26 protein-coding genes are annotated in these 22,446 nt (G+C 60.9%); 10 read left to right on the forward strand and 16 right to left on the reverse strand.

Annotated features, from left to right (window positions below):
- Window positions 1-5: 5 nt before the first annotated feature.
- The 6 genes from AC1Q6I_RS05530 to AC1Q6I_RS05555 form a co-directional block, all read right to left on the reverse strand.
- Window positions 6-920 carry a DMT family transporter gene (locus AC1Q6I_RS05530; protein ID WP_102625731.1) on the reverse strand — a complete coding sequence of 305 codons (915 nt, stop codon included), beginning with the start codon at window positions 918-920 and terminating at the stop codon, window positions 6-8.
- 508 nt (window positions 921-1,428) lie between these two features.
- Window positions 1,429-3,987: a TonB-dependent receptor gene (locus AC1Q6I_RS05535; RefSeq protein WP_102625729.1), complete on the reverse strand. Its 2,559-nt coding sequence runs from the start codon at window positions 3,985-3,987 to the stop codon at window positions 1,429-1,431.
- 124 nt (window positions 3,988-4,111) lie between these two features.
- Window positions 4,112-5,080, reverse strand: coding sequence for a FecR family protein (locus AC1Q6I_RS05540; RefSeq protein ID WP_102625728.1), 969 nt, complete (start codon window positions 5,078-5,080; stop codon window positions 4,112-4,114).
- Window positions 5,080-5,616: an RNA polymerase sigma factor gene (locus tag AC1Q6I_RS05545; protein WP_102625727.1), complete on the reverse strand. Its 537-nt coding sequence runs from the start codon at window positions 5,614-5,616 to the stop codon at window positions 5,080-5,082. Before AC1Q6I_RS05545 ends, AC1Q6I_RS05540 begins: the two co-directional genes overlap by 1 nt.
- 533 nt (window positions 5,617-6,149) lie before the next feature.
- Window positions 6,150-7,022, reverse strand: coding sequence for a dihydrodipicolinate synthase family protein (locus AC1Q6I_RS05550; RefSeq protein WP_069075432.1), 873 nt, complete (start codon window positions 7,020-7,022; stop codon window positions 6,150-6,152).
- A 27-nt stretch (window positions 7,023-7,049) separates the two neighbouring features.
- Window positions 7,050-7,832 carry an aldolase gene (locus tag AC1Q6I_RS05555; RefSeq protein ID WP_069075433.1) on the reverse strand — a complete coding sequence of 261 codons (783 nt, stop codon included), beginning with the start codon at window positions 7,830-7,832 and terminating at the stop codon, window positions 7,050-7,052.
- A gap of 159 nt (window positions 7,833-7,991) precedes the next feature.
- Here AC1Q6I_RS05555 and AC1Q6I_RS05560 point away from each other — a divergent pair, with 159 nt between their 5' ends.
- On the forward strand, window positions 7,992-8,519 hold the full coding sequence (locus AC1Q6I_RS05560; RefSeq protein WP_102623462.1) for a helix-turn-helix domain-containing protein: 528 nt from the start codon (window positions 7,992-7,994) through the stop codon (window positions 8,517-8,519).
- Between the two features lie 63 nt (window positions 8,520-8,582).
- Here the strand turns inward: AC1Q6I_RS05560 and AC1Q6I_RS05565 are convergent, their stop codons facing one another.
- Entirely contained in the window at window positions 8,583-9,599 is a 1,017-nt protein-coding gene (locus AC1Q6I_RS05565) for a DUF4917 family protein (RefSeq protein WP_069075435.1), read from the reverse strand.
- A gap of 123 nt (window positions 9,600-9,722) precedes the next feature.
- Between AC1Q6I_RS05565 and yiaY the strand changes: the two genes are divergently transcribed.
- Window positions 9,723-10,871 carry an L-threonine dehydrogenase gene (gene yiaY, locus AC1Q6I_RS05570; RefSeq protein WP_024073946.1) on the forward strand — a complete coding sequence of 383 codons (1,149 nt, stop codon included), beginning with the start codon at window positions 9,723-9,725 and terminating at the stop codon, window positions 10,869-10,871.
- A gap of 249 nt (window positions 10,872-11,120) precedes the next feature.
- Here yiaY and AC1Q6I_RS05575 read toward each other — a convergent pair whose 3' ends face one another.
- Window positions 11,121-11,309 carry a hypothetical protein gene (locus AC1Q6I_RS05575; protein ID WP_102623461.1) on the reverse strand — a complete coding sequence of 63 codons (189 nt, stop codon included), beginning with the start codon at window positions 11,307-11,309 and terminating at the stop codon, window positions 11,121-11,123.
- 222 nt (window positions 11,310-11,531) lie between these two features.
- On the opposite strand from AC1Q6I_RS05575, the gene AC1Q6I_RS05580 reads away from it, so the two are divergent.
- Entirely contained in the window at window positions 11,532-12,206 is a 675-nt protein-coding gene (locus AC1Q6I_RS05580) for an NAD(P)H-binding protein (protein ID WP_024073948.1), read from the forward strand.
- 20 nt (window positions 12,207-12,226) lie between these two features.
- Here AC1Q6I_RS05580 and AC1Q6I_RS05585 read toward each other — a convergent pair whose 3' ends face one another.
- Window positions 12,227-12,715, reverse strand: a complete 489-nt coding sequence (locus AC1Q6I_RS05585; protein ID WP_102623460.1) for a DMT family transporter — start codon at window positions 12,713-12,715, stop codon at window positions 12,227-12,229.
- A gap of 77 nt (window positions 12,716-12,792) precedes the next feature.
- Here AC1Q6I_RS05585 and AC1Q6I_RS05590 point away from each other — a divergent pair, with 77 nt between their 5' ends.
- The 4 genes from AC1Q6I_RS05590 to AC1Q6I_RS05605 all read left to right on the forward strand — a co-directional run bounded on the left by AC1Q6I_RS05590 (window position 12,793) and on the right by AC1Q6I_RS05605 (window position 15,480).
- Window positions 12,793-13,710 carry a LysR family transcriptional regulator gene (locus tag AC1Q6I_RS05590; RefSeq protein ID WP_375156320.1) on the forward strand — a complete coding sequence of 306 codons (918 nt, stop codon included), beginning with the start codon at window positions 12,793-12,795 and terminating at the stop codon, window positions 13,708-13,710.
- Window positions 13,711-13,725: 15 nt separating this feature from the next.
- A complete protein-coding gene (gene fos / locus AC1Q6I_RS05595; protein WP_024073951.1) occupies window positions 13,726-14,136 on the forward strand; it encodes a fosfomycin resistance glutathione transferase in 411 nt (136 codons plus the stop codon).
- Between the two features lie 54 nt (window positions 14,137-14,190).
- Window positions 14,191-14,832, forward strand: a complete 642-nt coding sequence (locus AC1Q6I_RS05600) for a LysE family translocator (protein WP_024073952.1) — start codon at window positions 14,191-14,193, stop codon at window positions 14,830-14,832.
- Window positions 14,833-14,952: 120 nt separating this feature from the next.
- Complete coding sequence (locus AC1Q6I_RS05605; RefSeq protein ID WP_024073953.1) at window positions 14,953-15,480, forward strand: DUF4142 domain-containing protein; 528 nt, start codon at window positions 14,953-14,955, stop codon at window positions 15,478-15,480.
- Window positions 15,481-15,533: 53 nt separating this feature from the next.
- Here the strand turns inward: AC1Q6I_RS05605 and AC1Q6I_RS05610 are convergent, their stop codons facing one another.
- The 4 genes from AC1Q6I_RS05610 to AC1Q6I_RS05625 all read right to left on the reverse strand — a co-directional run bounded on the left by AC1Q6I_RS05610 (window position 15,534) and on the right by AC1Q6I_RS05625 (window position 17,971).
- Entirely contained in the window at window positions 15,534-15,959 is a 426-nt protein-coding gene (locus AC1Q6I_RS05610; protein WP_024073954.1) for a low affinity iron permease family protein, read from the reverse strand.
- A gap of 111 nt (window positions 15,960-16,070) precedes the next feature.
- The gene (locus tag AC1Q6I_RS05615; protein ID WP_102623459.1) at window positions 16,071-16,571 is read right to left on the reverse strand and encodes a methylated-DNA--[protein]-cysteine S-methyltransferase; all 501 of its coding nucleotides are present in this window, start codon (window positions 16,569-16,571) and stop codon (window positions 16,071-16,073) included.
- Between the two features lie 101 nt (window positions 16,572-16,672).
- Entirely contained in the window at window positions 16,673-17,005 is a 333-nt protein-coding gene (locus AC1Q6I_RS05620) for a hypothetical protein (protein ID WP_102623458.1), read from the reverse strand.
- Between the two features lie 48 nt (window positions 17,006-17,053).
- Window positions 17,054-17,971, reverse strand: coding sequence for a LysR family transcriptional regulator (locus AC1Q6I_RS05625; protein WP_102623457.1), 918 nt, complete (start codon window positions 17,969-17,971; stop codon window positions 17,054-17,056).
- Between the two features lie 95 nt (window positions 17,972-18,066).
- On the opposite strand from AC1Q6I_RS05625, the gene AC1Q6I_RS05630 reads away from it, so the two are divergent.
- The 3 genes from AC1Q6I_RS05630 (at window position 18,067) to AC1Q6I_RS05640 (ending at window position 20,951) form a co-directional block, all read left to right on the forward strand.
- The gene (locus AC1Q6I_RS05630) at window positions 18,067-19,233 is read left to right on the forward strand and encodes an MFS transporter (protein ID WP_069075480.1); all 1,167 of its coding nucleotides are present in this window, start codon (window positions 18,067-18,069) and stop codon (window positions 19,231-19,233) included.
- Window positions 19,230-20,417, forward strand: a complete 1,188-nt coding sequence (locus tag AC1Q6I_RS05635) for an MFS transporter (protein ID WP_102623456.1) — start codon at window positions 19,230-19,232, stop codon at window positions 20,415-20,417. The genes AC1Q6I_RS05630 and AC1Q6I_RS05635 overlap by 4 nt, the downstream gene beginning before the upstream one ends.
- A 294-nt stretch (window positions 20,418-20,711) precedes the next feature.
- Complete coding sequence (locus tag AC1Q6I_RS05640; RefSeq protein WP_024073961.1) at window positions 20,712-20,951, forward strand: DUF6124 family protein; 240 nt, start codon at window positions 20,712-20,714, stop codon at window positions 20,949-20,951.
- A gap of 68 nt (window positions 20,952-21,019) precedes the next feature.
- Here AC1Q6I_RS05640 and AC1Q6I_RS05645 read toward each other — a convergent pair whose 3' ends face one another.
- The 3 genes from AC1Q6I_RS05645 to AC1Q6I_RS05655 all read right to left on the reverse strand — a co-directional run bounded on the left by AC1Q6I_RS05645 (window position 21,020) and on the right by AC1Q6I_RS05655 (window position 22,435).
- The gene (locus AC1Q6I_RS05645) at window positions 21,020-21,325 is read right to left on the reverse strand and encodes a DUF6482 family protein (RefSeq protein ID WP_024073962.1); all 306 of its coding nucleotides are present in this window, start codon (window positions 21,323-21,325) and stop codon (window positions 21,020-21,022) included.
- Window positions 21,326-21,345: 20 nt separating this feature from the next.
- Entirely contained in the window at window positions 21,346-21,870 is a 525-nt protein-coding gene (locus AC1Q6I_RS05650) for a DUF3833 domain-containing protein (protein WP_102623455.1), read from the reverse strand.
- 337 nt (window positions 21,871-22,207) lie between these two features.
- Window positions 22,208-22,435: a helix-turn-helix transcriptional regulator gene (locus AC1Q6I_RS05655; protein ID WP_102623454.1), complete on the reverse strand. Its 228-nt coding sequence runs from the start codon at window positions 22,433-22,435 to the stop codon at window positions 22,208-22,210.
- Between the last annotated feature and the right edge of the window lie 11 nt (window positions 22,436-22,446).

Below are 22,446 nucleotides of genomic sequence, written 5' to 3' on the forward strand. Positions count from 1 at the left end.
TATCGTTAGCGACCTTCGCGAGCAAGCTCGCTCCTACAGGGGGCTGGCGCAGCCTGCACCGCGGTCTTGCGCCCGAGCATCACCGTCACGATCACCCCACAGGCAAACACCCAGGTAATCGGCTCGATATGTTCACCAAAGAACAACGCCGAAAATGCAATGGTGAAGAAGATCTGCAGCAGCTGAATCTGGCTGACCCGCGCAATGCCGCCCATGGCCAACCCGGCGTACCAGGCAAAGAATCCCAGGAACTGCGAGAACAGCGACACATAGCCGAACGCCCACCAGGTGCGCATCGAAATCGCGCCCTGGTGCTGCGCCGCCAGGTACCACACCGGGCCGATCAGCACCGGGGTCGACAGTACCAGCGCCCAGCAGATGACCTGCCACCCGCCCATCTCCTTGGCCAGCCGACCGCCTTCGGCATAACCCAGGCCGCCCACCGCAATGGCGCCGAGCATCAACAGATCGCCGGCTTGAATGCTGCCGGCACCGGTAATCAGCGCATAGCTCAATACCAACGCGCTGCCCAGTGCGGCGCAGGCCCAGAAGGCTTTCGACGGCCGCTCATGGGACAGCCACGCTGCATACAAGGCCACGCACAGTGGTTGCAGGCCGTTGACCAGCGCGCCATGAGAGGCCGGTAACGTTTGCATGGCCCAGGCTGACAGCACCGGGAAACCGAGGATCACGCCTGCGATCACCAGGCACAAACCGCGCACCTGGCGCCAGGTTGGCCAACGCTCGCGGCGCCACAGCAACAGCGCCGCCGCCGGAATCGCCGCGAACAACGCACGGCCCAGGCCGTTGAGCAACGGGTGGATTTCCTGCACCACGATGCAGGTGAAGGGCAGGGTCAGGCTGAAGATGATGACGCCCAGCAGGCCGAGGGCCATGCCGGTGTTTTCGCGCGAGCTCATGGGGAGAACCGAAATCTAGAGGGCTTCAAGGGAAGCCCATCTAGCCACAACCCCCGGCGATTGCGGGCCTACAGCTGGGTGCGGATTTATCCGTACAGTTGCTGTTGTGTGGGCGCTGTCGAGTTTCAGTGAGTCTGCGATGGGCGCACCGCAGACTTACTGATAAACCGCGTCGCCTGTATCGCGGGCAAGCCCTAATGCCAGTCAGTTAAGAGATAGAGCGGGCAAACAGGTCACCTGTGGAAGAGATGGAACGGGCAAACGGTCATCTGTGGAAGAGATGGAACGGGCAAACAGGTCACCTGTGGCGAGCGGGCTTGCCCCGCGTTGGGCTGCGAAGCGGCCCCAAAACCAGGCACCGCGGTGTGTCAGTTAAAAATACATCGCCTGTAATGGGGCTGCTCCGCAGCCCAACGCGGGGCAAGCCCGCTCGCCACAACAAGCCCGCTCGCCACAACAGGCCCGCTCTCCATAACAAGCCCGCTCTCCACAGTGGCAGTGCCAGTCTTCAGAAGAAACGTGTGACGCTGATCTTGGCATCGCGCCCCTTGGTGTAGGCACGATCACCGCTCAGCGCCGGACGGAAGTTGTTGTTGAACAGGTTGTCCACGGTGAAGTTCACCTCGGTGCCTTTCAGGTAAGCCTGTTGCGGTGCCCATTTCGCGAACAGGCCCTGGGTGTTGTAGCGCTTATTGCCATACTGGTCGTAGAACAAGTCGCCGACACTGCTGCCGGGGCCGCCGGAGTATTTGTCGCTGGGCAGGCGAGTGGTTGCGCCGATGAACTGCCCCGTCCACCCCACCTGGGCATCCCAGGCCGGGATGTGGGTCCCCACCACCAGCACCCACTTGGTCGGCGGAATATCGCGGGCCGCCACATCCGGGCCCCAAGGGTTGGTATAGGCACCCTCGTGTTGGCCGGTGGCATAGGCGAACGATGCCGAGCCGAACAGGTAGGTGGAGTTATAGAGCGTTTCGAACTCGAAGCCCTTGATGGTCAGCGCGCCGATATTGCGGTAGTTGGACATCGCCCCCGGTGGGCAAGCGTTGGCAATTGTGCCCCCGTTGATGGCCTGGTTCTGGCAGCCCACGCCCGTGGCCTTGAAGATTTCGTCTTCGACTTTGTTGTGGAACAGAGTGGTGCGCAGTTGCAGGTTGTCGTCCTGGGCGATCAGGTTGTCGAAGCGGGTGATGTTACCCAGGGTGATCGAGGTGATGCGCTCCGGGTCGAGGTCGACGCTGGTGGCTGTGCGGTTGCCCAGGCCCTGCACTTCGTATTGCTCGTCGATCACTGGCGCCCGCCAGGTCTGGCTCCAGTTGGCGAACAGGCCGACGTTCGGGGTCACCGTCCAGAACAACGCCAGGCGCGGCGACCAGCCGGTGTAGGTGCGATCGCTGTAGTCATGGCCGACGGCGGGGTCGGGGTTGCTGTAGTACGGTGCATCGTTGGCCTCGCCGCGATTGCGTACATGGTCGTAGCGCAGCGACGGGGTGATCGTCACATCGCCCAGGGTCACCGCGTCCTGGATGAAGAAACTGTTGGTATCCACCTTGCCGTGGGGCATGAAGCCCGGTTGAAAGTGCCCATAGTTGTAGCGTGGCGTGTTGTAGGTGGTGCCTGGCATCCACATCTCGGTTTCGCGGATGTGCTTGCGCAACTGCCCACCGATAGTCACCGCATGCTGCAACGGCCCGGTGTCAAACAGGCTGACGTTACGGATGTCGAGGTTCTTGTCGGTGTAGGACGTGTCCATCTTGCGCCCACCCGTGGCCAACTGGAAAAACGCCGTGGCGTCGCGCTCGTCAGTCTGCTCGGTGTTGGACTGAGAGTACTTGACGGTCAAGTCCACCAGCGGGTTGTCCAAGGGTTGGTATTCATACTTGCCCGACCAGGTGGTGTCGACGGTGTCGCGGTGTGCCAGAAAGCGCTTCAACGCGCCTTCGTAGCCGTAGCGGTTGATGTTGGCCTGGGTCGGCGGTGTCGGGTAGCTCGCGGCGGAAAAGGGTGTCCAGCGATTGCTGTGGGAACGCGAGTACGACAGGCCGAGACTGTGTTCATCGGTGAAGTGTGCATTGACCTTGAACAGCTTGCCGTCCACGTCCTGGGCGGTGTTAGGCAGGCGTTGGGGGTTGATCGGGTACTGGTTGTTCTCATTGGGCAGCTTGGCGGCCACCTTCATGTCACCACCGTCGCGTTGGGTCAGGTAAGCCAGCGCATCGAACCGGCCATCGTCGGTGCGGCCATACACGGCGCTGCTATAGACCTGTTCATGGTCGTTGCTGGAGTAACCGTACTTGAGCATCGCACCGCTGTTGCGACCGTCCTTGAGCAAGTCCGGGGCGTCCTTGGTGGTCATGTTGACCGTGCCGCCAAAACCGCCGTTGCCGGTAAACGGCGAATTGGGGCCTTTCTCGACCTCGATGCTTTTGATCAGCTCGGGTTCGATAAATACCGTGCCTTGCTGGTAGCGCTCGAAGCCGCTCTTGGTGGCACCGTCGACGGTCATCGGTACATCCTCGGCATCGCCGAAACCACGGATGTTGATGGTCTGGCCACCGGGTTTCAGCGAGCCACCCTGGCTGACCCCAGGCAGGGTCTGCAGCAGGCTGGGGATGTTATTGGCTTGGTAGCGGTCGATGTCGGCCTGGCTCAGGGTGGAACGGTTCACGGTGCTGGAGTCGACTTCATTGCCCGTGCCGATCACGCTCAAGGTGTCCAGCTGGATCGCGCCGCTCTGGGTAGTCTTGCCCGCATCGGGGCGTACGACGTAGGTAGTGCCGACCTTGATCAGGGTGAACTCACCAGGGGCCAGCAGGGTGCGGATCGCCACTTCCGGGGTGAAGTCACCATTGAGGGCCTGTGCCTGCACGTTCTTGAGCAGTGTTTCATCGAACAGCAGCTGGATCTTCGTCTGCTGCGCCACCTCGCTCAGTGACGTGGCCAGCGACTGGGCCGGCAGGTGCAGCGTGAACGACTCGGCCTGGGCCGTGAGGCTGAACGCCAGGCAGGTGGCAAGCAGGGTCGGTTGAAGCAACAGGTGCGAAGCGTGGCAAGGCGCGCGAAACATGAAATCCCCCGGGTGGCCAAATAGCCAAAAAGGTGTGCGTATCAAACACAGTCGGGAGGAAGACGGGGCAGGCTAAAAAAACCACACGTGCAAATGCAAAATATTCTCAAGTACGGTTTTTGTATTATTTGCTCGGCTCAATGCTTATCACGCCATCGGCTGAAGCCATGACTTTTACCGGCAGCAGGGCGGGCAGGGCATTGAGTAAGGCGTCTGGATCATTCACATCGAGATTGCCCGAGACCTTCAGGTGTGCCACTGCATTGCTCACCTGCAACGGTGCCTGCGGGCGGTAAAGGCTCAGTTCATCGATCAGGCTGGCCAGCTCGCGGTTGCGGAACGACAGGTGTCCACTGCGCCAGTCGGCCACGTCTTCGGACGTGAGGGGTTGTTGCTGCACGGTGCCCTTGGCGTAGTGGTAGATGGCGCGTTGCTGGGCGCCGAGCAAGGTGACGGCGTTTTTGGCGTCCGGCTCGAAGGCGACCTGGCCATGGGCGACGCTGACCACCAGTTGCTGCGGGCTGCGGCGCACATCAAAAGCCGTGCCCACCACCCGCACATTCGCTTCGCCGGCTTGTACGAACAACGGCCGTTCCTTGTCAGCAGCGACCTCGATATACAACTGGCCCTTGTCCAAATGGATGATGCGTTGGTAGGCGGTGAAGTCGACGCGCAGGCGGGTGTTGGCATTCACATACAAGGTGCTGCCATCGGGCAGGTCCAGGGTACGCACGCCCTTGGCGTGGGCCGCGACCTGGCTGTGATACAACTCGCGCGGTGCACCCAGATGCGTGGCCAGTACGGCACAGAGCACGGCGGCGGCGGCGGCGAGGGCCGGGCGCCAGAAGGCTGGTTTGCGCGGGGGCAGCGCCACGGGTTTGCTCCGTTGCTGCAACTGGGCGAGGTCCGCCCACAGCTGCTCGAATTCGGCATAGGCGCGGGCGTGGGCCGGCACGGCTTGCCAGGCGGCAAAAGCCTTGCGGTCGGCGCGCCCCGCATCGCTACGGTTGCGTGCAAACCAACTGGCGGCTTGGGCATCGATGGCGTCGCTCGCTTCGATGTCCAGGGCGTCGATGTCGCTCAGGCGGTTCATTAGGGCTGCTCCGTGCCGAGGTCGGGTTGAAGGCGTCGCTTGCAATGCAGCAGGGCAAAGGCGATATGCTTTTCCACCATGCTGGTCGAAATGCCCATGCGCTCGGCGATCTGTACCTGGCTCAGGCCTTCGAAGCGGTGCAGCATAAGGGCTTCTCGCCTGCGCGGCGAGAGCTCGGCGAGGACTTCTTTCAACTGTTCCAGGCGTTGCAGGCGTTGTGCGGCGACCATGGGGTCGTTCTGCTCGTCAATGACCGGCTCGGCATCCTTTTCGGCCTGATCGGCGTGGACGGTTTGTCGTACCTTCTGTTTGCGCCAATGATCGCGCAGCAGGTTGCGCGCCATCTGGAACAGAAACGCCCGTGGCTGCTCGACCTTGGCGCGGTCGCGGTAGTCCAGCCACTGAGTAAAGACATCCTGGGTCATGTCGGCCGCGTCGCTGGCGTTGTCCGTGCGTTTGCGCAGGAAATACAGAATGTCTGCATAAAACCCGCGAAAGGCATCGGCCGACAACGGGTCGGGCTTGGGACGAGACATGGATATCCTTCTTGACGAAGCACGACGTGGAAAAGTCGTGAATTCTATCGAGAATCATTATCATTTGTCTCTATTAAAATGTGGGAGGGGGCTTGTCAGTCAGTTAAGGAGGAACACTGTAACTGTGACGAGCGAGCTTGTTGTGGTGAGCGCGCTTGTCGTGGCGAGCGGGCTTGCCCTAATGCCGTTCAGTTAAGCGGACATCGCCTTCTGTAGGAGCGAGCTTGCTCGCGAAAAACGTCAACGATAACGCGTGTTTCCTGAATGAACGCGGCGTCTGTGAGTTCTTCGCGAGCAAGCTCGCTCCTACAAAAAAACCTTAACTGAACGGCATTAGGGCTTGCCCCGCGTTGGGCTGCGAAGCAGCCCCAATAAGGCCCCCGCGTTTATCCAGGCATATTGAATCGCCAGGTTTTGGGGCCGCTGCGCAGCCCAACGCGGGGCAAGCCCGCTCGCCACAGGTTACGGTTTGCTCGTTCTATCTCTTAATTGACTGGCACTGGGTCAAGCCCCTCCCACATTGGATCGCGGCGTCAGCGCAGCAATGTTTTCAGCTGTTCGATTCCGGCCTCGCCCAACGGGAATACCGGCAAGCGGGGATCACCCACCTCCAATCCGGTCAAGCGCAACCCTGCCTTGATCGTCGCCGGCAACCCGCCCTTGAGGATGAATTCCAGCAACGGCAACTGCCGATAAAACAGTTCGCGCGCCTTGCCCAGGTCATTGGCCAACACTGCCGCATACAAATCCAGGTTCAGTTGCGGGATCAGGTTTGGCGCCGCCGTGCACCAACCCTTGGCCCCGGCCGTGAAGGCTTCCAGTGCCAACGGGTTGCAGCCGTTGTAGAACGGCACGTCGCTGCGCTGGTGCAACTGGTGCATGCGCTGAATATCCCCGGTGCTCTCCTTGACCATGGTGACGTTGGCGACCTGTTTGATAATGCGCAGGATCAAGTCCACCGACATGTCCGTGCCGCTGGTAGCCGGGTTGTTGTAGAGCATGATCGGCAAACCGATGCTGTCGCCAATCGTGGCGTAGTGGGCGAGGATTTCCGCCTCGCTGAGTTTCCAGTACGAGGCCGGCAGCACCATCACCACATCGGCGCCATGGGCCTCGGCGTAACGCGCGCGGCGTACGGCCTTGGCGGTGGTCAGGTCGGACACGCTGACAATCGTGGGCACGCGCCTGGCGACTTTTTGCAGGCTATAGGCGCTGACTTCGTCCCACTCGGCCTCGCTCAGATAAGCGCCTTCACCGGTGCTGCCCAAAGGCGCGATGGCATGCACGCCGCTGGCGATCAAGCGGTCGATGGAGCGGCCCAGGGCGTCGAGGTCAATGCGTTGGCCGTCGGTGCTGAATGGGGTGATGGTGTAGCCGATGATGCCGTGAATGGTTGGGCTGGACATGGGAGGTCTCCGGTCGAAAAAGGGCAATCAATTCAGGCAGTCGGCGTGCTTGCGCAGGTTCTGCCGGGCGTAGTAATTGAACGCAGCGCCATGACGCTTGGGCTTTGAGATCCAGTCATGGGCTTCGCGTCCCAATGCCGGCAGGATCGGCTTGAGGGTGCCGGCGGCCATCGCCAGCAATTGCAACTTGGCCGCACGCTCGATCAACTGCGCGATCACGCAGGCTTCCTCGATATTTGCCCCGGTCGACAACTGGCCGTGGTGCGAAAGCAAAATCGCGCGCTTGTCACCCAGTGCCGTGGTGATGATTTCCCCTTCTTCATTGCCCACCGGCACCCCTGGCCAGGCTTCCAGGAACGCGCAGTCCTCGTACAGCGGGCACAAGTCCATATGGGATACCTGCAGCGGCACTTCCAGCATCGACAGGGCGGCGATGTGCGTCGGGTGGGTGTGAATGATGCAGTTCACATCCGGCCTTCCACGGTAGACCCAGGTGTGAAAACGGTTGGCCGGGTTGGGGATGCCGTGGCCTTCCAGCACCTCGAGGTCTTCGTTGACCAGCAGCAGGTTGCTCGCGGTGATTTCGTCAAAGCCCAGGCCCAGTTGCTGGGTGTAATAGGTGCCAGGCGTGGGCCCGCGCGCGGTGATCTGCCCGGCCAGGCCGGAGTCGTGGCCGTATTCGAAGAGGATGCGACATGTGAGCGCCAGCTTTTGCCGGTCGGTCCACGTATTATCCGCCAGGGTGTTTTGCATCTGGATCAGCGCTTGCTTGACCAGTTGGTCTTTGGGGAGTGCTAATGTCTTGGCCATATCGGTGTCCTTTGGGTGGTTCAATGGACGTCGGATTTGCTGGTCCCCCGCTGCTCGCAAGGTCGTTGGGTGAGGCAAATGACACTAAAGATGCTATATGACACTTTGTGTCATTGGCAAGCACAGCTCTTCGCTTTCTGCATGGATTAACCGCAGCGCATGTCTATCCGTTTGAAATTATTGAGAAAAAAACTCGGCGTGACGTTGGAAACCCTGGCCGAAAAATCCGGGATGACCAAGAGTTATCTGTCGAAAGTCGAGCGCGGGCTCAACACACCGTCGATTGCCGCTGCGTTGAAACTGGCCAAGGCGTTGAACGTGAAAGTGGAAGAACTGTTCAGTGAAGACAGCGTCAGTCTCGACAGCTACAGCCTGGTGCGCTGCCATGAGCGGCCCGACACCGCGCCGGGTTATGCGGTGCTGGCCCATCAGGTCAGTGAACGCAGCCTGTTGCCTTTCATCATTTACCCGCCGGCGGAGTTCACCGACAAGACCTTCAAGGAACACGTGGGGGAGGAATTCCTGTTCGTGCATGAAGGCCAGGTGGAAGTGGACTTCATGAATGAACGGGTGATCCTGGAGCGGGGCGATGCCCTGCATTTCAATGCACAGAAGCCCCATCGGCTTCGCTCGGTGGGGGATGTGCAGGCGCAGTTGTTGGTGGTGGTGCACAGCGCTGAAGAGTGACCGCGCTGACGGCTTGAAAGGCGATCAATGTGGGCGGGGGGCCAGCTCCGTCCCATAGGTTGCTCAGCGTTCCACCGGTACCGACAGTGCTGGATGACCCAACGGATGCGTGCGCGCCGCAAAAAACTTCAGCTCCACGCCGCTGCCGTCAAACAACTCCGAATACCGCCGCTTCTGCTGGCGAATGAACCCGTCGCTGCGTCCCGACACCGAGATCGCCAGAGTGGTCGGGCTGGCCTGGCGAATCGCATCCACCAGGTGTTTATCCTGCGGCCCCAGGTCGTGGCCGAAGATGCACAGCGCGCCGGCATGGGTGAGCAACTGCTCATAGCAGAACGACAGGTAATCCGAACTGCGGATGGTCTTGAGCTTCTCCTGCACCTTGCCTTCGCTGACAAACAACGGCACATCGTCCAGGGTCTTGATCGTGTTGTTGATCGCGAAACTGCTGAGCAGGGTGCTGTCGGTGCTCGGCAATTTGCGCGCGGTGCCGTCGAGGTTGCGCACCAGGTGCAGGCCGCCGTGCAGGTAGAGAATGCGTGGTGCATCGGTGCGGGTATTGCGCAGGTCGAAGCTGGCGTCGGCGCTGCGGAACAGGTCGTCGATGCCCGGCGTGTGCAGGATCGCCCAGTAGTTGAGCAGGTCGTAGTTGCTGGTGAAGACCGTGGGGTAGCTGGCCAGCTCGGCGTTGATCGTCGCCAGCGTCGACGGCTGCACCAGGCGCCATGGGATGTGCACGGCGTGGATGGTGTTGATCAGCGCTTCCTTGATTGCGTAATAGCGATTGCGCGGCGCCGCCGAGCTGACGGCCAGGGCCTTGTTGACCCGGCTGGTGGTTTTCAAGGCGCCCAGGGCCTGTTCGAAGCTGCGGGTTTGCAGGGCGTCGAACACACTCAGCTCGGATTGGCTCAGGGGTTTTTCTTCGACGGTGCGGGCGTTTTCGAACAACGAGTCGTAGGCAAAGTCCTCCCAAATCGCCCGGCTGGCGCCGTTGCCGATCAGAATCCCACTGAAGTCGATGGTGCTGCGCAGCGCGCTCCAGTCTTCAAGGTGGGCGTCAATATCCTGGAAATCCTTCATCGCGGTGGGTCTACTCGAAATCGGCTGGACGCAGACTTTATCATGAGCGAGGGTTGATCCTGGTCAAGGTGCACCATGCGCTCTCAGTGGATTCTGTCGGCATAACGCCTCTGAGGATTCGCCATGAGCAGTACCTTCTTCATTCCCGCCGTCAACATCATGGGCACTGATTGCCTCGACGAAGCGATGGTTGCCATCCGCAACTACGGTTTTCGCAAGGCCCTGATCGTCACCGACGCCGGCTTGGCCAAGGCCGGCGTGGCCAGCATGATCGCCGAGAAACTGGCGATGCAGGACATCGACTCGGTCATCTACGATGGCGCCAAGCCCAACCCCAATGTGGAAAACGTCGAGAAAGGCCTGGCGCTGTTGCAGCAAAGTGCCTGCGATTTTGTCGTGTCCCTGGGCGGTGGTTCGCCCCATGACTGCGCCAAGGGTATCGCCCTGTGCGCCACCAACGGCGGGCATATCGGCGACTATGAAGGGGTCGACCAATCCAGCAAGCCGCAACTGCCACTGGTGGCCATCAACACCACCGCCGGCACCGCCAGCGAGATGACCCGGTTCTGCATCATCACCGACGAAACCCGCCACGTGAAAATGGCCATCGTCGACCGCAACGTCACGCCGCTGCTGTCGGTCAACGACCCCTCGCTGATGGTCGGCATGCCCAAGGGGCTTACCGCCGCCACCGGCATGGATGCGTTGACCCACGCCATCGAAGCCTACGTATCCACGGCCGCCACGCCGATCACCGACGCCTGCGCGATCAAGGCCATCGAGCTGATCAGCGCCAACCTGCGCCTGGCCGTACGCGACGGTACTGACAAAGCCGCGCGGGAAAACATGGCGTATGCCCAGTTCCTCGCCGGCATGGCCTTCAACAATGCTTCCCTGGGGTTCGTGCATGCCATGGCTCACCAACTGGGCGGCCTGTACGACCTGCCCCACGGCGTGTGCAACGCGGTGTTGCTGCCCCATGTGCAAAGCTTCAATGCCAGCGTCAGCGCCAAGCGCCTGAGCGATGTCGGCCGTGCACTGGGCGCGGACATCAAGGGGGGCTGTGCGGAAGAGGGCGCCCAGGCTGCCATTGCCGCGATTCGTACATTGGCCCTGGACGTCGAAATCCCAGCGGGCCTGCGTGAGCTGGGGGCCAAGTTGCAGGATATCCCGCTGCTGGCGGCCAATGCATTGAAGGATGCCTGTGGGCTGACCAACCCACGACGGGCTGATCAGCGTCAGATCGAGGAGATCTTCCGCAGCGCATTCTGATCCTTGCTGTGGCGAGCGGGCTTGCCCTTTGGGCAAGCCCTAATGCCGTTCAGTTAAGCGGACATCGCCTTCTGTAGGAGCGAGGGGGACGCCTAGTTCTTGCTCGCGAAAAACGTCAACGATAACGCGTGTTTCCTGGATGAACGCGGCGCCTGTAAGTTCTTCGCGAGCAAGCTCGCTCCTACAAAAAAGCCTTAACTGAACGGCATTAGGGCAAGCCCGCTCGCCACAGGTCACTGTTTGCTCGTTCTATCTCTTAACTGTCACCAGCAGGCTCGCCACGCCCCCACTCATCGTCTTCAGCCGCCCCGTGGGCGCGACGAAGTGATTGAGCATCAACGTCTCTACCCGATACGCCTCTCCCCAACCCGCCATATCGCGCTGCAATCCACTCGAAACGCCCTGCAAAATCAAAGGTGCGCGGGTGTTGAACACCATGATCGCCCCATCGCCTGAACCTTGCGCCAATGCCGCGTGCAAATTGCGGCTGATGCCGACTTGGGTAAGGAGGGCCGCGCTGCAAGCAAGGGCGGGGTGGTGGTGCGTTTCAAGAACGGACGATTCCTATTTGGGCGCTAAGCTACTGGCAGCACGCTACAAGCTGTTAGTGTATTTGTCTTTAGCGTGCCGTTGATGGCAGGCCATTGAAGGTAAAACCTTATGAGAGTCTTATTATTCGGTGCCACCGGCATGGTCGGCCAGGGCGTCCTCCGTGAGTGCCTGCTGGCCGCGGATGTGCAGGAAGTCGTGGCCGTCGGCCGCACGCCGCTGGCCCAGGAGCACGGCAAGCTGCATCAGGTGTTGCACAGCGACATGCTGGATTTCCAACCCCTGGAAAACCTGTTGCAAGGTTTTGATGCTTGCTTCTTCTGCCTCGGCGTTTCGTCGGCGGGCATGAATGAAACCAAGTACACCCACCTCACCTATGACCTCACCCTTGTCGCCGCCAGTACCCTGGCTCGGCTTAATCCGCAGATGACCTTTATCTACGTGTCCGGCGCGGGTACCGACAGTTCCGAGGCGGGCAAGTCGATGTGGGCGCGGGTCAAGGGCAAGACCGAGAACGCCTTGCTGCGCCTGCCGTTCAAGGCGGTGTACCTGTTCCGGCCGGGGGTGATCCAACCCTTGCATGGCGTGCGCTCGAAGACGCCGTTGTACCAGTTGTTCTACACGGTGCTCGGGCCGTTGCTGTCGGTGGTGCGTGGGATCAAGCCGGGCTGGGTGGTCAGCACCGAGACCGTGGGGCGGGCGATGCTGGCGGCGGTGCGCAACGGCGCGCCGCAAGCGGTGGTGGAACAGGCCGAGATCAATCGACTGGCTCGCGACACACCCTGAGCCCTGTGCACCCGTGCGGATCAGCCTGCCGTCGCCAGTGTGCGGGCGGGTGTGGCACTGAACTGGATCAACGCCACGCCGCCCATCAACAAGAGCGCTCCCAGCACCCGGGGCGTGGTCAGTTGCCGCTCTACCAGGCCAAACAGGCCGAAGTGATCCAGCAGCAGCGACGCTAGAATCTGCCCGGCCATGGCCAGGGCGATAAACCCCGATGCACCCAGCTTGGGCAGCAGTATCAGTGCCAGCGAGATAAAGCACACACCCAATGCGCCACCGGCCCACATCCACAGCGGTGCCTTGCTGATAAACGCCAGGTTCGGCAACGGCAGGCGCAGTGCGACGATCACCGGCAGCAGCACGATAATGCTCACCAGCAACGACGCCAGCGTCGCCCACAGCGGGTGGCCGAGACCGCGACCGAGGTTGGCATTGATCGCACTTTGAAACGGCACCACCGCCCCGGCGATCACCGCCAATAGCAACAAACCAGCCCAATGCAACGTCGTCATGTCGAATCTCCCAGAGGTTTTGCTGGACTCTAGGCTATTCGTCACGCAAATTTAAATTCCAATCCCTTATGCCAGGCATGCAGCTGATGAATGATCTACGGCGCATCGACCTCAACCTGTTGGTGATCCTCGACGCCTTGCTTGCCGAGCAGCACGTCACCCGTGCGGCGGCGCGCCTGCACCTGAGCCAGCCGGCGGTCAGCCATGCGTTGGCGCGCTTGCGTGATGTGCTCGGTGATCCCTTGCTGGTGCGCCAGGGAGGCACGTTGGTGCCGACTGCCCGCGCGCTGGAATTGGCGACTCCGTTGGCCGAGGCCCTGGCCCAGGTGCAGGCACTGCTGGCACCGAATCAGTTTGACCCGGCCTCGGCCAAGCGTCGGTTTCGCGTGGCGATGTCGGACTACAGCGCGGCGATTTTCCTACCGGGGCTGGTGCGAACCTTGCGTCACGAAGCGCCGGGTATCGACCTGCAGATTGTCCAGGCCAGCCGCGAAGGCATGGTGGAGGGCGTGCTCAATGGCGACCTCGACCTGGCCGCTGGTGTGTTCCCCGATATGCCCGCCGAACTGCGCAGCTCGCCGTTGTTCGAAGAGCATTACACCTGCCTGGTGGACCGCGACAGCCTGCCGGAGGGCGGCATCCTCGACTTGCCTACCTACCTGTCGCGGCCCCATGTGTTGCTGGAAATGCGCGGCAGCGGCACGCCGGAAATCGAGCGCGCGTTGACGGCGATTCGTGAGCGGCGGCATGTGGCGATCAGCCTGCCGCACTGGGGCGTGGCACCGCAGTTGATTCGCGGCACGGACCTGATCCTGACGGTGTCATCGCGGGGGTTGCTCAACATCGACCATCAGCACCTGCTGACCGTGCCGCCGCCGTTTCCTATTCCCTCGTTTGCCTTTGAGCTGGTGTGGCATGGGCGGCGGGGCGGGGATTCGGGGTTGCAGTGGTTGAAAGACCAAATGCAGGGTGTATTGTCCGAAAACCACCGCTAACACAGAAAAAACAACATGCTCACCGGCCTCAACCACCTGACCCTGGCCGTCACCGATCTGCCTCGCAGCGTCAGCTTCTACCATGGGCTGTTGCAACTGAAGCTCGAGGCCACCTGGGACAGCGGCGCCTATTTGTCATTGCCGGGCCTATGGCTCTGTTTGTCCCTCGATCCTTTACGCGACTCGAATCCGACGGCCGACTACACCCACGCTGCGTTTACCGTCGCAGCGTCAAATTTCACCGCATTGGTCGAGCGCCTGTGCGCCGCCAACGTACAGGCGTGGCGCGACAACCGCAGCGAAGGCGCCTCGTTCTATTTTCTCGACCCCGACGGCCACAAGCTTGAAGCCCATGTGGGCGACCTGGCCTCGCGCCTGCAAGCCTGCCGCGACAAACCCTATGTCGGCATGAAGTTTTACCCTTAGTACTGGAACGTGCAGAATCCAGCCACCTCCACATCCTCTGTCAGAGTCGCGCCCATGACCCTTTCCTTGCTGTTCGCTGTGCTCGCTTCGGGTTTTATCTACGGGATTACGCCGGGGCCGGGGGTACTGGCCGTATTCGGCATCGGCGCCGCCCGTGGTCGTCGGGCCGGGGCGGGGTTCCTCTGCGGGCACCTGCTGGGCGATGTGCTGTGGTGCAGCACCGCGCTGGTGGCGATTGTCGGCGCGCGGGAAGTCGGCAGCAGCGCGTTCGATGTGCTGGGCGTGCTCAGCGGCCTGTACCTGTTCTGGCTCGGCTGGCGCGCGATTCGGACCCAGCGTCGCAACGGCGATGCCCCCCAGGGCGCGGCGCGCCATCCGTTCTGGCACGGTATTGTGTTCGGCCTGACCAACCCCAAGGCTTACCCGGTGGCCGTGGCGACGTTCACTGCGCTGCTCTCCAGCCGTGCCGAGTTGCTGACGTGGTCGATGTTGCCGTCGTTGATCTTCCTGAGCTTCGTCGGTGGCCTGCTGGCCTATGCCATTCTGATCGGTGTGGTGGGTGCCCAACGGGTGCGCACGGTGTATCAACGCCATGAAATCCTGATCACCCGACTGTGCGGCGTGATGTTCATCGGCTTTGCTATAAACGCCCTGGCCCATGCGTTACCGGGGCTGTTTGGCAGCAAACCGGCTTGAGGTGGCGACGACCGTTCGTCGCAACGGCAAGTTTTTTCTAAACCTTTGCCGCCCAGAAAATTCGAATCCAGGGTGGGGTGTATTCCCCCCGCACCTATTTTTGCCCTGGAGGAACCCATCATGAGCCGCATGGCTATCCGGTTACGCACCGCCAGTTTCGCGATGCTGCTGGGCCTCGGCGCCAGCAATGCTTTCGCCCAGTCGCCTGCTGAGTTCATCGAGCAGGCTTCGGCCAAAGGTATGGCCGATATCGAGACCAGTCGCATGGCCCACGCCAAAACCTCGTCCCAGGAAATCAAGGACTACACCATCGAGGTGATCAACGAGCGCACCCTGGCCAACCAACATTTGGCGGCGATTGCCAAGAAGCTCGACTTGCCGGTGGCCCCACGGGAGAAGATCGTCGACAAAGCTGAAACCCTGATGCCCGAACTCAAGGAGGGTGACTCCTTCGACGCCGCCTACACCGCACAACAGGTCAAGGAAAACGAAGAGGCCATCGCCCTGTTCAAGCGCGAAGGCGCCGCGTCCGATGTCCCGGAAATAAAAGCGCTGGTGGATGAAACGCTGCCCAAGCTGGAAGAGCGCCTGCAAAAGGCTCGTGCCCTGGCATCCACCTACGGCAAAGGTCATCAAGGCGATGGTTGAGGCCTTTACTGCTTAGGAAAAACGGCGGTTGGAGCTGATCCAACCGCCGTTTTTCATGCCTGGTTCAAATCGGTCTTGGTGGGGGCCGCATCGTCGGCAGCGTGACCGCAGCTGCTGTTCAGGCTGACGCTGCCGGTTTTGCCAATGCTGCGGTATTCCTGGCGTAGCTTTTCCAGTTCTTTGCGGTCCAGGCCGTCCAGGCTCAACACGGCATTTTGCGCGTCCTTGGACACGCGCAGCAGTTCATCGATCTTGATGTGCAGGATGTCGTTATCGCGGTTTTGCGTGTTTTGGATCAGGAACACCATCAGGAAGGTGATGATGGTGGTCGAGGTATTGATGATCAGTTGCCAGGTGTCGTTGTAGTGGAAATACGGCCCGCTCAGGCTCCACAGGAAAATCAGCGCGACGGCCGCGTAGAACGTCCGGGCACTGCCAGCCCAGCGGGACAGGGATTGTGAGACTGCGGAGAATTTCATGACCGGTTTCCTTAAGGGGAGGTGATGAAGTGATGGACCGCAGCGCAGTGCTGAAATTTCTTTTTACAACTGGTCTCCTGAACAAAGGGGACGTTTTTGCCGCGGCGCGTTTCAGAACACCAGTTCGGCCTGGCCGCCGCCTTCCAGCGCGAGCAAATATTGCTTGGCCTCCAGCCCGCCAGCGAATCCGGTCAGCCCGCCTGACGCGCCGATCACCCGATGGCACGGAGCAATGATCGAGATCGGGTTGCGACCATTGGCGGCTCCCACGGCACGCACGGCTTTCGGGTTGCCAATCTGCTGGGCGATCTGGCTGTAGCTGCGGGTTTCGCCAAAAGGGATCGTCAGCAATGCCTGCCACACCGATTTCTGAAAATCGGTGCCGGTGAAGTCCAGTTCCAGCTCGAACCGGTGACGGGTGCCGGCGAAGTATTCGTGCAATTGGCGCTTGGTTTCCAGCAACACCGGGTTGTGATTGGCCTCATGCAATTCACCCAGGCGTACGCGGTTGGCGCGCTCGCATTCCCACAGGATGGCGCTGAGCTTGCCATTGCGCGCCACCAGGGTGAGCTCGCCGACGGGGGAGGGCATGAGTGTGTATTCGTAGCGCATGAGTGGGCTCCTCGACAGGCGGCGTTAAAAGGTTCAGCGCTACTGTAGCGCCATCGGCTTGCCTGGAAACTGCGCTTCTTGCGGTCAAATTCGCCTTGAGACTAAAAACTCCAGTAAAGCCAGTTGGCGAAATACGGCCACCAGTAGAGCCGCGCGAGCATGTAGAGCGCCATGAGTACTGATGCGGTGCTCAGCATGACCCATGAAACGGCATTGAGCAGAGTGACAATCAGCGCGAACATCGTCACGCGTCGACTGGCGTGGTGCCAGGCATACCTCACGCCATAGGCCGACGCTGCAATCACTCCCAGCGCCAGGAACAGGCCAAAGGGAAATGGCAGCCTCACCCATGAGACCAGGAAGGGCAGAACCAGCACCCAACCGACCACCTGGCGCAGTACGGGTTTGGGGGTGGATTGTTCAGGCTCAAGCATTGCGGGTGCCTCACTCTCAGGGCTAACGGGTTGACAGTATTACGGTGCTCATTTGTGGGTGCATTCAGACTTTGCTGGCGTTGCAGCTACCTCACCGATCACTGCCATAAAGGCTTGGACCGACAGGTTCGATTCCTCCTTGCGCGTCAGCACCAATAGCTTTGCACGGGCATCCACCTCCACCAGCGGCCGATACGTCACCCCCTTGTTCATCAAACTTTGCGTACAGGCCGGAACCAGCGCCACCCCTTGCCCGGCCGCCACCAGCGCAATGATCGAGGTGATCTGCCGCCCGGTCGGCCCCGCGTACAGGGGCACGCCATGGTGGCGGTACAACTGCTCGATGGACTGGTTCAGCCCCGAGCCGTAATCGGCCGGGAACAGAATCAACGGAAATGCGCTGAGCCGCGCCAGGCTGATTTCGGCCTGGCTGGCCAACGGGCTGTCACTCGACACCGCTGCCACCAAGCGTTCCTCGCCCAACGACAGCGCTTGCACCGCGTCGTTTTGCGGCAACAGCCGGCTCAAGCCAATATCCAGTCGCCCGTCGGCCACTTGCGCACCAAGGCTGCCGGAGGCGCATTCCACCAGGGTCAGTTGCACATCGGGAAAGCGCTGGGCAAAGGCCTGGATCGCTTGGCTGAACAGGTCCGACAGGGCGATTGAACTCACATAGCCCAACGCCAGTTGCCCGGCCGTGCCCGCAGCCAATTTAGTGGCGATCACTTGTGCCAACTCAACCTGTTCCAACACGCCACGGGCGTAGGGCTGGAACGAGCGGCCCTGGGCGGTGAGCGTCACCGTGCGGCTGGTGCGATCGAACAGCTTGAAGCCCAACTCTGCCTCCAGCGCTGAAATCTGCCGGGTCAACGGCGGCTGGGCGAGGTGCAGGCGCAGGGCGGCGCGGCCGAAGTGCAATTCTTCGGCGACCGTCAGAAAGTAACGCAGCTTGCGTAGGTCGAGCATCCTGGTCCTTGGGTATTGATCGGTCGGAAAACGGTATTGGTCACGATCATGCCGCTCATTCTATAAAAGCGTCACAAAATAAAACGAGAGCTTTCATGAAACCGCGCCTGCATTGTGCCCGCCTTGCCCTGTTCCTGTGTGGCTGCGCGGCGTTTCTCAACCTCTATGCGACCCAGAGCATTCTCCAGACGTTTGCCGAGTACTTTCATATCAGCGCCAAGGTCGCGGGCTGGAGCATTACCGTCACCACCCTGGCGGTGGCCGTCACGGCGCCGTTTGTCAGCCGTCTGACCGGGCGCTTCGAACAGCGCACGGTGATCGCCGTGGCTGCGCTGCTGTTGGCGGTGCCGGCGTTGATGACGGCCTATGCAGACAGCTTCGCCGAAGTGCTGGTGTGGCGCTTGATCGAAGGCATGTTGATTCCGGTGGTGTTCGCCACCAGCGTGGCCTACATCGGCGATCGCTGGCAGGGCGGCACGGTGACTGAAGTCACCAGCTTGTATGTTGCAGGCACCGTATTGGGTGGGTTCGCCGGGCGCTTCGTCACCGGCGTGATGACCGAATATGTAGGCTGGCGCGAAGCCTTTGAGTTGCTCGCGGTGCTGAGCTTGATGGTCGGCGGTTTTATCCAGTTTTTGTTGCCGGCCAACAACCGCCCACGCACCGAGCAGGCTAAAGGCTCTTCGTCAGGTGGGTTTCGCCGGCCGTTGCTGGCCGCTTATGCCGTAGGTTTCTGCGTGCTGTTTTCGCAAGTCGCGGCGTTTACCTACGCAGGTTTGTACTTGGGCCTGCCGCCATTCAACCTTGGGCCGGCGGCGTTGGGGACGCTTTACATGGTCTTCCTGCTGGCCCTGTTCGTGATCCCCATCGCCGGGCGCCTCAGCAAAGCTCGCCCTCACGCCGAACTGCTCAGTGTCGCTGCCATGCTGGGTGTCAGTGGCTCGGCCCTGACCCTGCTGCCGTCCCTGTGGTGCATCGTAGTGGGCCTGGCGCTCAGTTCCACCGGCGTGTTCTTGGCCCAGGCTGCCGCCAATGCGTTTATCACCGCCACCGCGCGCGATAACAAGACGGGCGCTGTCGGGGTGTATCTCACCTGTTATTACCTGGGCGGCAGTTGCGGCGCCATCGTCCCGGCGCTGATCTGGGATCGCTGGGGCTGGGGCGGCTGCGTGGTGCTGATCATCGCTTTCCAATTGCTGACCTTGTTGATCGCCTTGACCGGCTGGAAGCCCCTTAAACCTGAGCTGATTCCTACACCATGAACGACACTGTCGCTTTGCCTGCTTGCGAAACGTCCCGCCGCCGCCGTGCGTTGATCGCCGGTTGCAGCGCCCACGCCGTGCATGATGGCCTGACCGATGTCATCTACGTCCTGTTGCCGATCTGGCAGGCGCAATTTGCCTTGTCCTATGCTCAGGTCGGCCTGTTACGCGGTGCCTACTCCGGGGCGATGGCCGTGTGTCAACTCATGGCCAGCCGCGCCGCCAAACGTTGGGGGCGGTTACCGATGCTGATCGGCGGTACCGCGCTCGCGGGCGTCGCTTATTTGCTGGTGGGCCAAGCCACCGGGTTGACGCTCTTGTTGCTCGCGCTGCTCCTCGGTGGGCTCGGCGCCAGTACTCAACATCCATTGGCTTCCTCGATGATCACTGATGCCTATGAAGAGGGCGGCGGGGTCAAGCAGGCCCTGTCGCAGTACAACTTCTCTGGCGATATCGGCAAAACCCTGATCCCCGGCCTGGTAGGCTTACTGCTCACCGTGGTCAGTTGGCAGGCCAGCGCCACCGCTCTGGGGCTGCTCGGCCTGGCGGCCGCGGGACTGCTGTGGTGGCTTATCCCCACCCAGGTATCCGCGTCCACGGTCACGAAAAAAGCCAAGCCCCTCAGCGGCAACGGCTCTGCCACCGGCCTGCGCGCGCTGATCCTCATGGGCACCCTCGACAGCGCTGTGCGCATGGGTTTCCTCACCTTCCTGCCGTTTCTGCTGCAAGCCAAAGGCGCCGGTACCGCCGGCATCGGCCTGGCCCTGACCCTGCTGTTCATCGGCGGCGCCTTCGGCAAACTGCTCTGCGGCTACCTCGGCGCACGCATCGGCATGATGACGACCGTGTGGATCACCGAAGCCAGCACCGCGCTGCTGATTGTCGCGGCGGTGTATCTGCCGCTGAGCGGGTTGATGGTGATGTTGCCGCTGCTGGGGTTGGTACTGAATGGCACCTCCTCGGTGCTGTACGGCGCCGTGCCCGACCTTGCCGGCGCGGGCCAGCGCGAACATGCGTTTGCGCTGTTCTACACCGGCACGATTGGGGGTGGCGCGCTGGCGCCGGTGGTGTTTGGCGCAGTGGGGGATGCGCTGGGCGTGCCGGTGGCGGTGATGGTGTTGGCGGGGATGTTGTGTGTGACGTTGCCGTTGGCGTGGGTGGTGCAGAGGGGGGAGGATGAGTGAAAAGTGAGGTGTCAGAACGTAGAGTTGAACCTTGCGGCATTGCCTACACAATGATCAGACTCGTCCGAGTTGTGCGCCTTGGGCGACCTCTTTAAGGTTCGTCAGCCGCTGCCCATCAGCGGTCGGGTTTAGTAGCCCGATACGATCAACGGCGTACAGCTGCTCTTATGGTGGCTGCACGCAGGGCGTCTTCGGGCGCGCCGGTTTCGTTGATTCGCCGGTCTACTAACCTGCGTACAGCCGCCACCCATTGTTTAGTAGCTCTGGTATGCGGTCCCTAACGAGGATCAACAGATGTGTACTGATTCATGCAACCCTGCCGTAAAACTGTTCAGCGTCCGTCCCGAAATCGACACTCAAGCGCTGCTCGCCAACGCCTACGAAACCATCGCCGGTGCAGGTGCCATGACCCACGAGTTCGTCGAAAGCCTGCCCTCTCAACAGCGCTACCTGGCCCTGGCCATTGAGCAAATGATTGAACTGGGCCTGCTGCTGGTCGAGGCTGTTCAGGACCGCGTGGACCGAGCCGCGTAGGTCACCCGTACGGTGTAAACGGCTTGCCTTCCCAGGCCGCCCATACCACGGGGGAGGGGAGCCAGCATTTAGAGTGTCGCCGCCAGCGAAAACGGAACGCGCAACGCACCGATAGGCCCTTCACGCGTGCCGCACATTTCATCGTGAACGCAGTGTTGCACCAGTACGCAAGGAAACGGCGGAACCCGCTGCAACAGGTCGCGTAAATGCGTGGTGGACCCAATGCGCATCGGCTTGCCGTGATCGTCCAGTAACGTCGCCTCGACGTGCTCCAGCCTGATGCGAGCGATATAGAAACCGCCCTCCAGGGACAGCAACTCCAGCTCACGTATTTCGCCTTTCTCGGCCAGCTCGGTGAGCATTTGCATATTCATGATTTACCCTCGCTCGGGGTTCATTGGCGACGAAAGAACAACGTGACCTGGCCCCACTCGACACCGAACTTGGACATGCTCGAGCGGTTGATCAAGGTGTCCTCGTCCATCAGGTACATCCAATCGTCAAAGCTGACTTCATACACCGAGCCATCCACCGGCAGATTGAGCCGGTAGCGCCAACGCAACGTATTACCCGCTACTTCGCCGATGGCCTCGCCCACCACATCCCCAGCTCGTCCGCGCCAGCGCCCTGGGCCGTCCGGCGTCAGCGTCCACACCCGTTGCTGGCGTGTGCCATCGCTGTACAGGAAGCGCTCATCCAGAATCAACGCGTTGCCCTCGTGCCGGCTGGCAATATTCACCTCAAAGCGCTTGGCCACTTCCCCGGAACGCTTCTGGAAGATGCCCCAGGCTTTCACGGGTTTACTGAAGAAACGCTCCAGATCCAGTTTCGGTTGCTGGTCGGCGTAGTGGTCGACCTCAACGTTGGTGCAACTGGCCAAGCTCACTATCAGCAACAGTGAAAACAGTAGACGTGTCATGGCCTGGCTCTTCGAAGGTGCGGGGCGAAGTGCCGCCGCTCGAAGCATGATACTTGTACAAGAAAAATAATTTGTACAGGTTTGTGCGCGCTTTATTTTTTGAATCTCAAATCCCACCCATAAAAAAACCGGCCACCAAGGACCGGTTTTTTTATGCATTCCCCGCCAAAACCCTGCTGGCGTGGAATCTATGTCTGAGTGGAGCGGGTGAAGGGCTTGTGACTGGCCTTTGTTTATAGGGCCTGCAAGGCATACAAGATAAACGCCATACACGCCGCCATACAAAAAATATGGGGCTGTTGCGGATCGCTAAGCCCCGGTAGATTTGCGTTTGTAATTACTGGTTGGCACCCGGTTGGTCGCGAGCGGACTTCTTGTTGGCAATCCACTGTTCGATTTCGGCAGGATCGAAACGGAGTCGTGCGCAGCGTGCATCGCTGGTTGTGATCGGCTTGGGAAACGTTTTGTCGCGCTCCCGAAGCTTGTTCAGTCCTGACACGCTCTGCATGCCGATCATCTTGCTTGCTTCTACGTTGCTGATCAGGATAGTGCGTTGTTGTTCCATGGATATTTCCT

It is taken from the genome of Pseudomonas sp. MPR-R2A5, assembly GCF_058793055.1.

What these genes read in the sequence shown, in the direction of transcription:
- AC1Q6I_RS05600 (WP_024073952.1), top strand. Translation starts at nt 14,191, where the DNA reads ATGACCCTTTCCTTGCTGTTCGCTGTGCTCGCTTCGGGTTTTATCTAC.
- AC1Q6I_RS05535 (WP_102625729.1), bottom strand. Translation starts at nt 3,987, where the DNA reads ATGTTTCGCGCGCCTTGCCACGCTTCGCACCTGTTGCTTCAACCGACC.
- AC1Q6I_RS05555 (WP_069075433.1), bottom strand. Translation starts at nt 7,832, where the DNA reads ATGGCCAAGACATTAGCACTCCCCAAAGACCAACTGGTCAAGCAAGCG.
- AC1Q6I_RS05565 (WP_069075435.1), bottom strand. Translation starts at nt 9,599, where the DNA reads ATGAAGGATTTCCAGGATATTGACGCCCACCTTGAAGACTGGAGCGCG.
- AC1Q6I_RS05540 (WP_102625728.1), bottom strand. Translation starts at nt 5,080, where the DNA reads ATGAACCGCCTGAGCGACATCGACGCCCTGGACATCGAAGCGAGCGAC.
- AC1Q6I_RS05650 (WP_102623455.1), bottom strand. Translation starts at nt 21,870, where the DNA reads ATGACACGTCTACTGTTTTCACTGTTGCTGATAGTGAGCTTGGCCAGT.
- AC1Q6I_RS05645 (WP_024073962.1), bottom strand. Translation starts at nt 21,325, where the DNA reads ATGAATATGCAAATGCTCACCGAGCTGGCCGAGAAAGGCGAAATACGT.
- AC1Q6I_RS05610 (WP_024073954.1), bottom strand. Translation starts at nt 15,959, where the DNA reads ATGAAATTCTCCGCAGTCTCACAATCCCTGTCCCGCTGGGCTGGCAGT.
- AC1Q6I_RS05625 (WP_102623457.1), bottom strand. Translation starts at nt 17,971, where the DNA reads ATGCTCGACCTACGCAAGCTGCGTTACTTTCTGACGGTCGCCGAAGAA.
- yiaY (WP_024073946.1), top strand. Translation starts at nt 9,723, where the DNA reads ATGAGCAGTACCTTCTTCATTCCCGCCGTCAACATCATGGGCACTGAT.
- AC1Q6I_RS05655 (WP_102623454.1), bottom strand. Translation starts at nt 22,435, where the DNA reads ATGGAACAACAACGCACTATCCTGATCAGCAACGTAGAAGCAAGCAAG.
- AC1Q6I_RS05585 (WP_102623460.1), bottom strand. Translation starts at nt 12,715, where the DNA reads ATGACGACGTTGCATTGGGCTGGTTTGTTGCTATTGGCGGTGATCGCC.
- AC1Q6I_RS05615 (WP_102623459.1), bottom strand. Translation starts at nt 16,571, where the DNA reads ATGCGCTACGAATACACACTCATGCCCTCCCCCGTCGGCGAGCTCACC.
- AC1Q6I_RS05560 (WP_102623462.1), top strand. Translation starts at nt 7,992, where the DNA reads ATGTCTATCCGTTTGAAATTATTGAGAAAAAAACTCGGCGTGACGTTG.
- AC1Q6I_RS05530 (WP_102625731.1), bottom strand. Translation starts at nt 920, where the DNA reads ATGAGCTCGCGCGAAAACACCGGCATGGCCCTCGGCCTGCTGGGCGTC.
- AC1Q6I_RS05545 (WP_102625727.1), bottom strand. Translation starts at nt 5,616, where the DNA reads ATGTCTCGTCCCAAGCCCGACCCGTTGTCGGCCGATGCCTTTCGCGGG.
- AC1Q6I_RS05575 (WP_102623461.1), bottom strand. Translation starts at nt 11,309, where the DNA reads ATGGTGTTCAACACCCGCGCACCTTTGATTTTGCAGGGCGTTTCGAGT.
- AC1Q6I_RS05605 (WP_024073953.1), top strand. Translation starts at nt 14,953, where the DNA reads ATGAGCCGCATGGCTATCCGGTTACGCACCGCCAGTTTCGCGATGCTG.
- fos (WP_024073951.1), top strand. Translation starts at nt 13,726, where the DNA reads ATGCTCACCGGCCTCAACCACCTGACCCTGGCCGTCACCGATCTGCCT.
- AC1Q6I_RS05640 (WP_024073961.1), top strand. Translation starts at nt 20,712, where the DNA reads ATGTGTACTGATTCATGCAACCCTGCCGTAAAACTGTTCAGCGTCCGT.
- AC1Q6I_RS05620 (WP_102623458.1), bottom strand. Translation starts at nt 17,005, where the DNA reads ATGCTTGAGCCTGAACAATCCACCCCCAAACCCGTACTGCGCCAGGTG.
- AC1Q6I_RS05550 (WP_069075432.1), bottom strand. Translation starts at nt 7,022, where the DNA reads ATGTCCAGCCCAACCATTCACGGCATCATCGGCTACACCATCACCCCA.
- AC1Q6I_RS05590 (WP_375156320.1), top strand. Translation starts at nt 12,793, where the DNA reads ATGCAGCTGATGAATGATCTACGGCGCATCGACCTCAACCTGTTGGTG.
- AC1Q6I_RS05630 (WP_069075480.1), top strand. Translation starts at nt 18,067, where the DNA reads ATGAAACCGCGCCTGCATTGTGCCCGCCTTGCCCTGTTCCTGTGTGGC.
- AC1Q6I_RS05635 (WP_102623456.1), top strand. Translation starts at nt 19,230, where the DNA reads ATGAACGACACTGTCGCTTTGCCTGCTTGCGAAACGTCCCGCCGCCGC.
- AC1Q6I_RS05580 (WP_024073948.1), top strand. Translation starts at nt 11,532, where the DNA reads ATGAGAGTCTTATTATTCGGTGCCACCGGCATGGTCGGCCAGGGCGTC.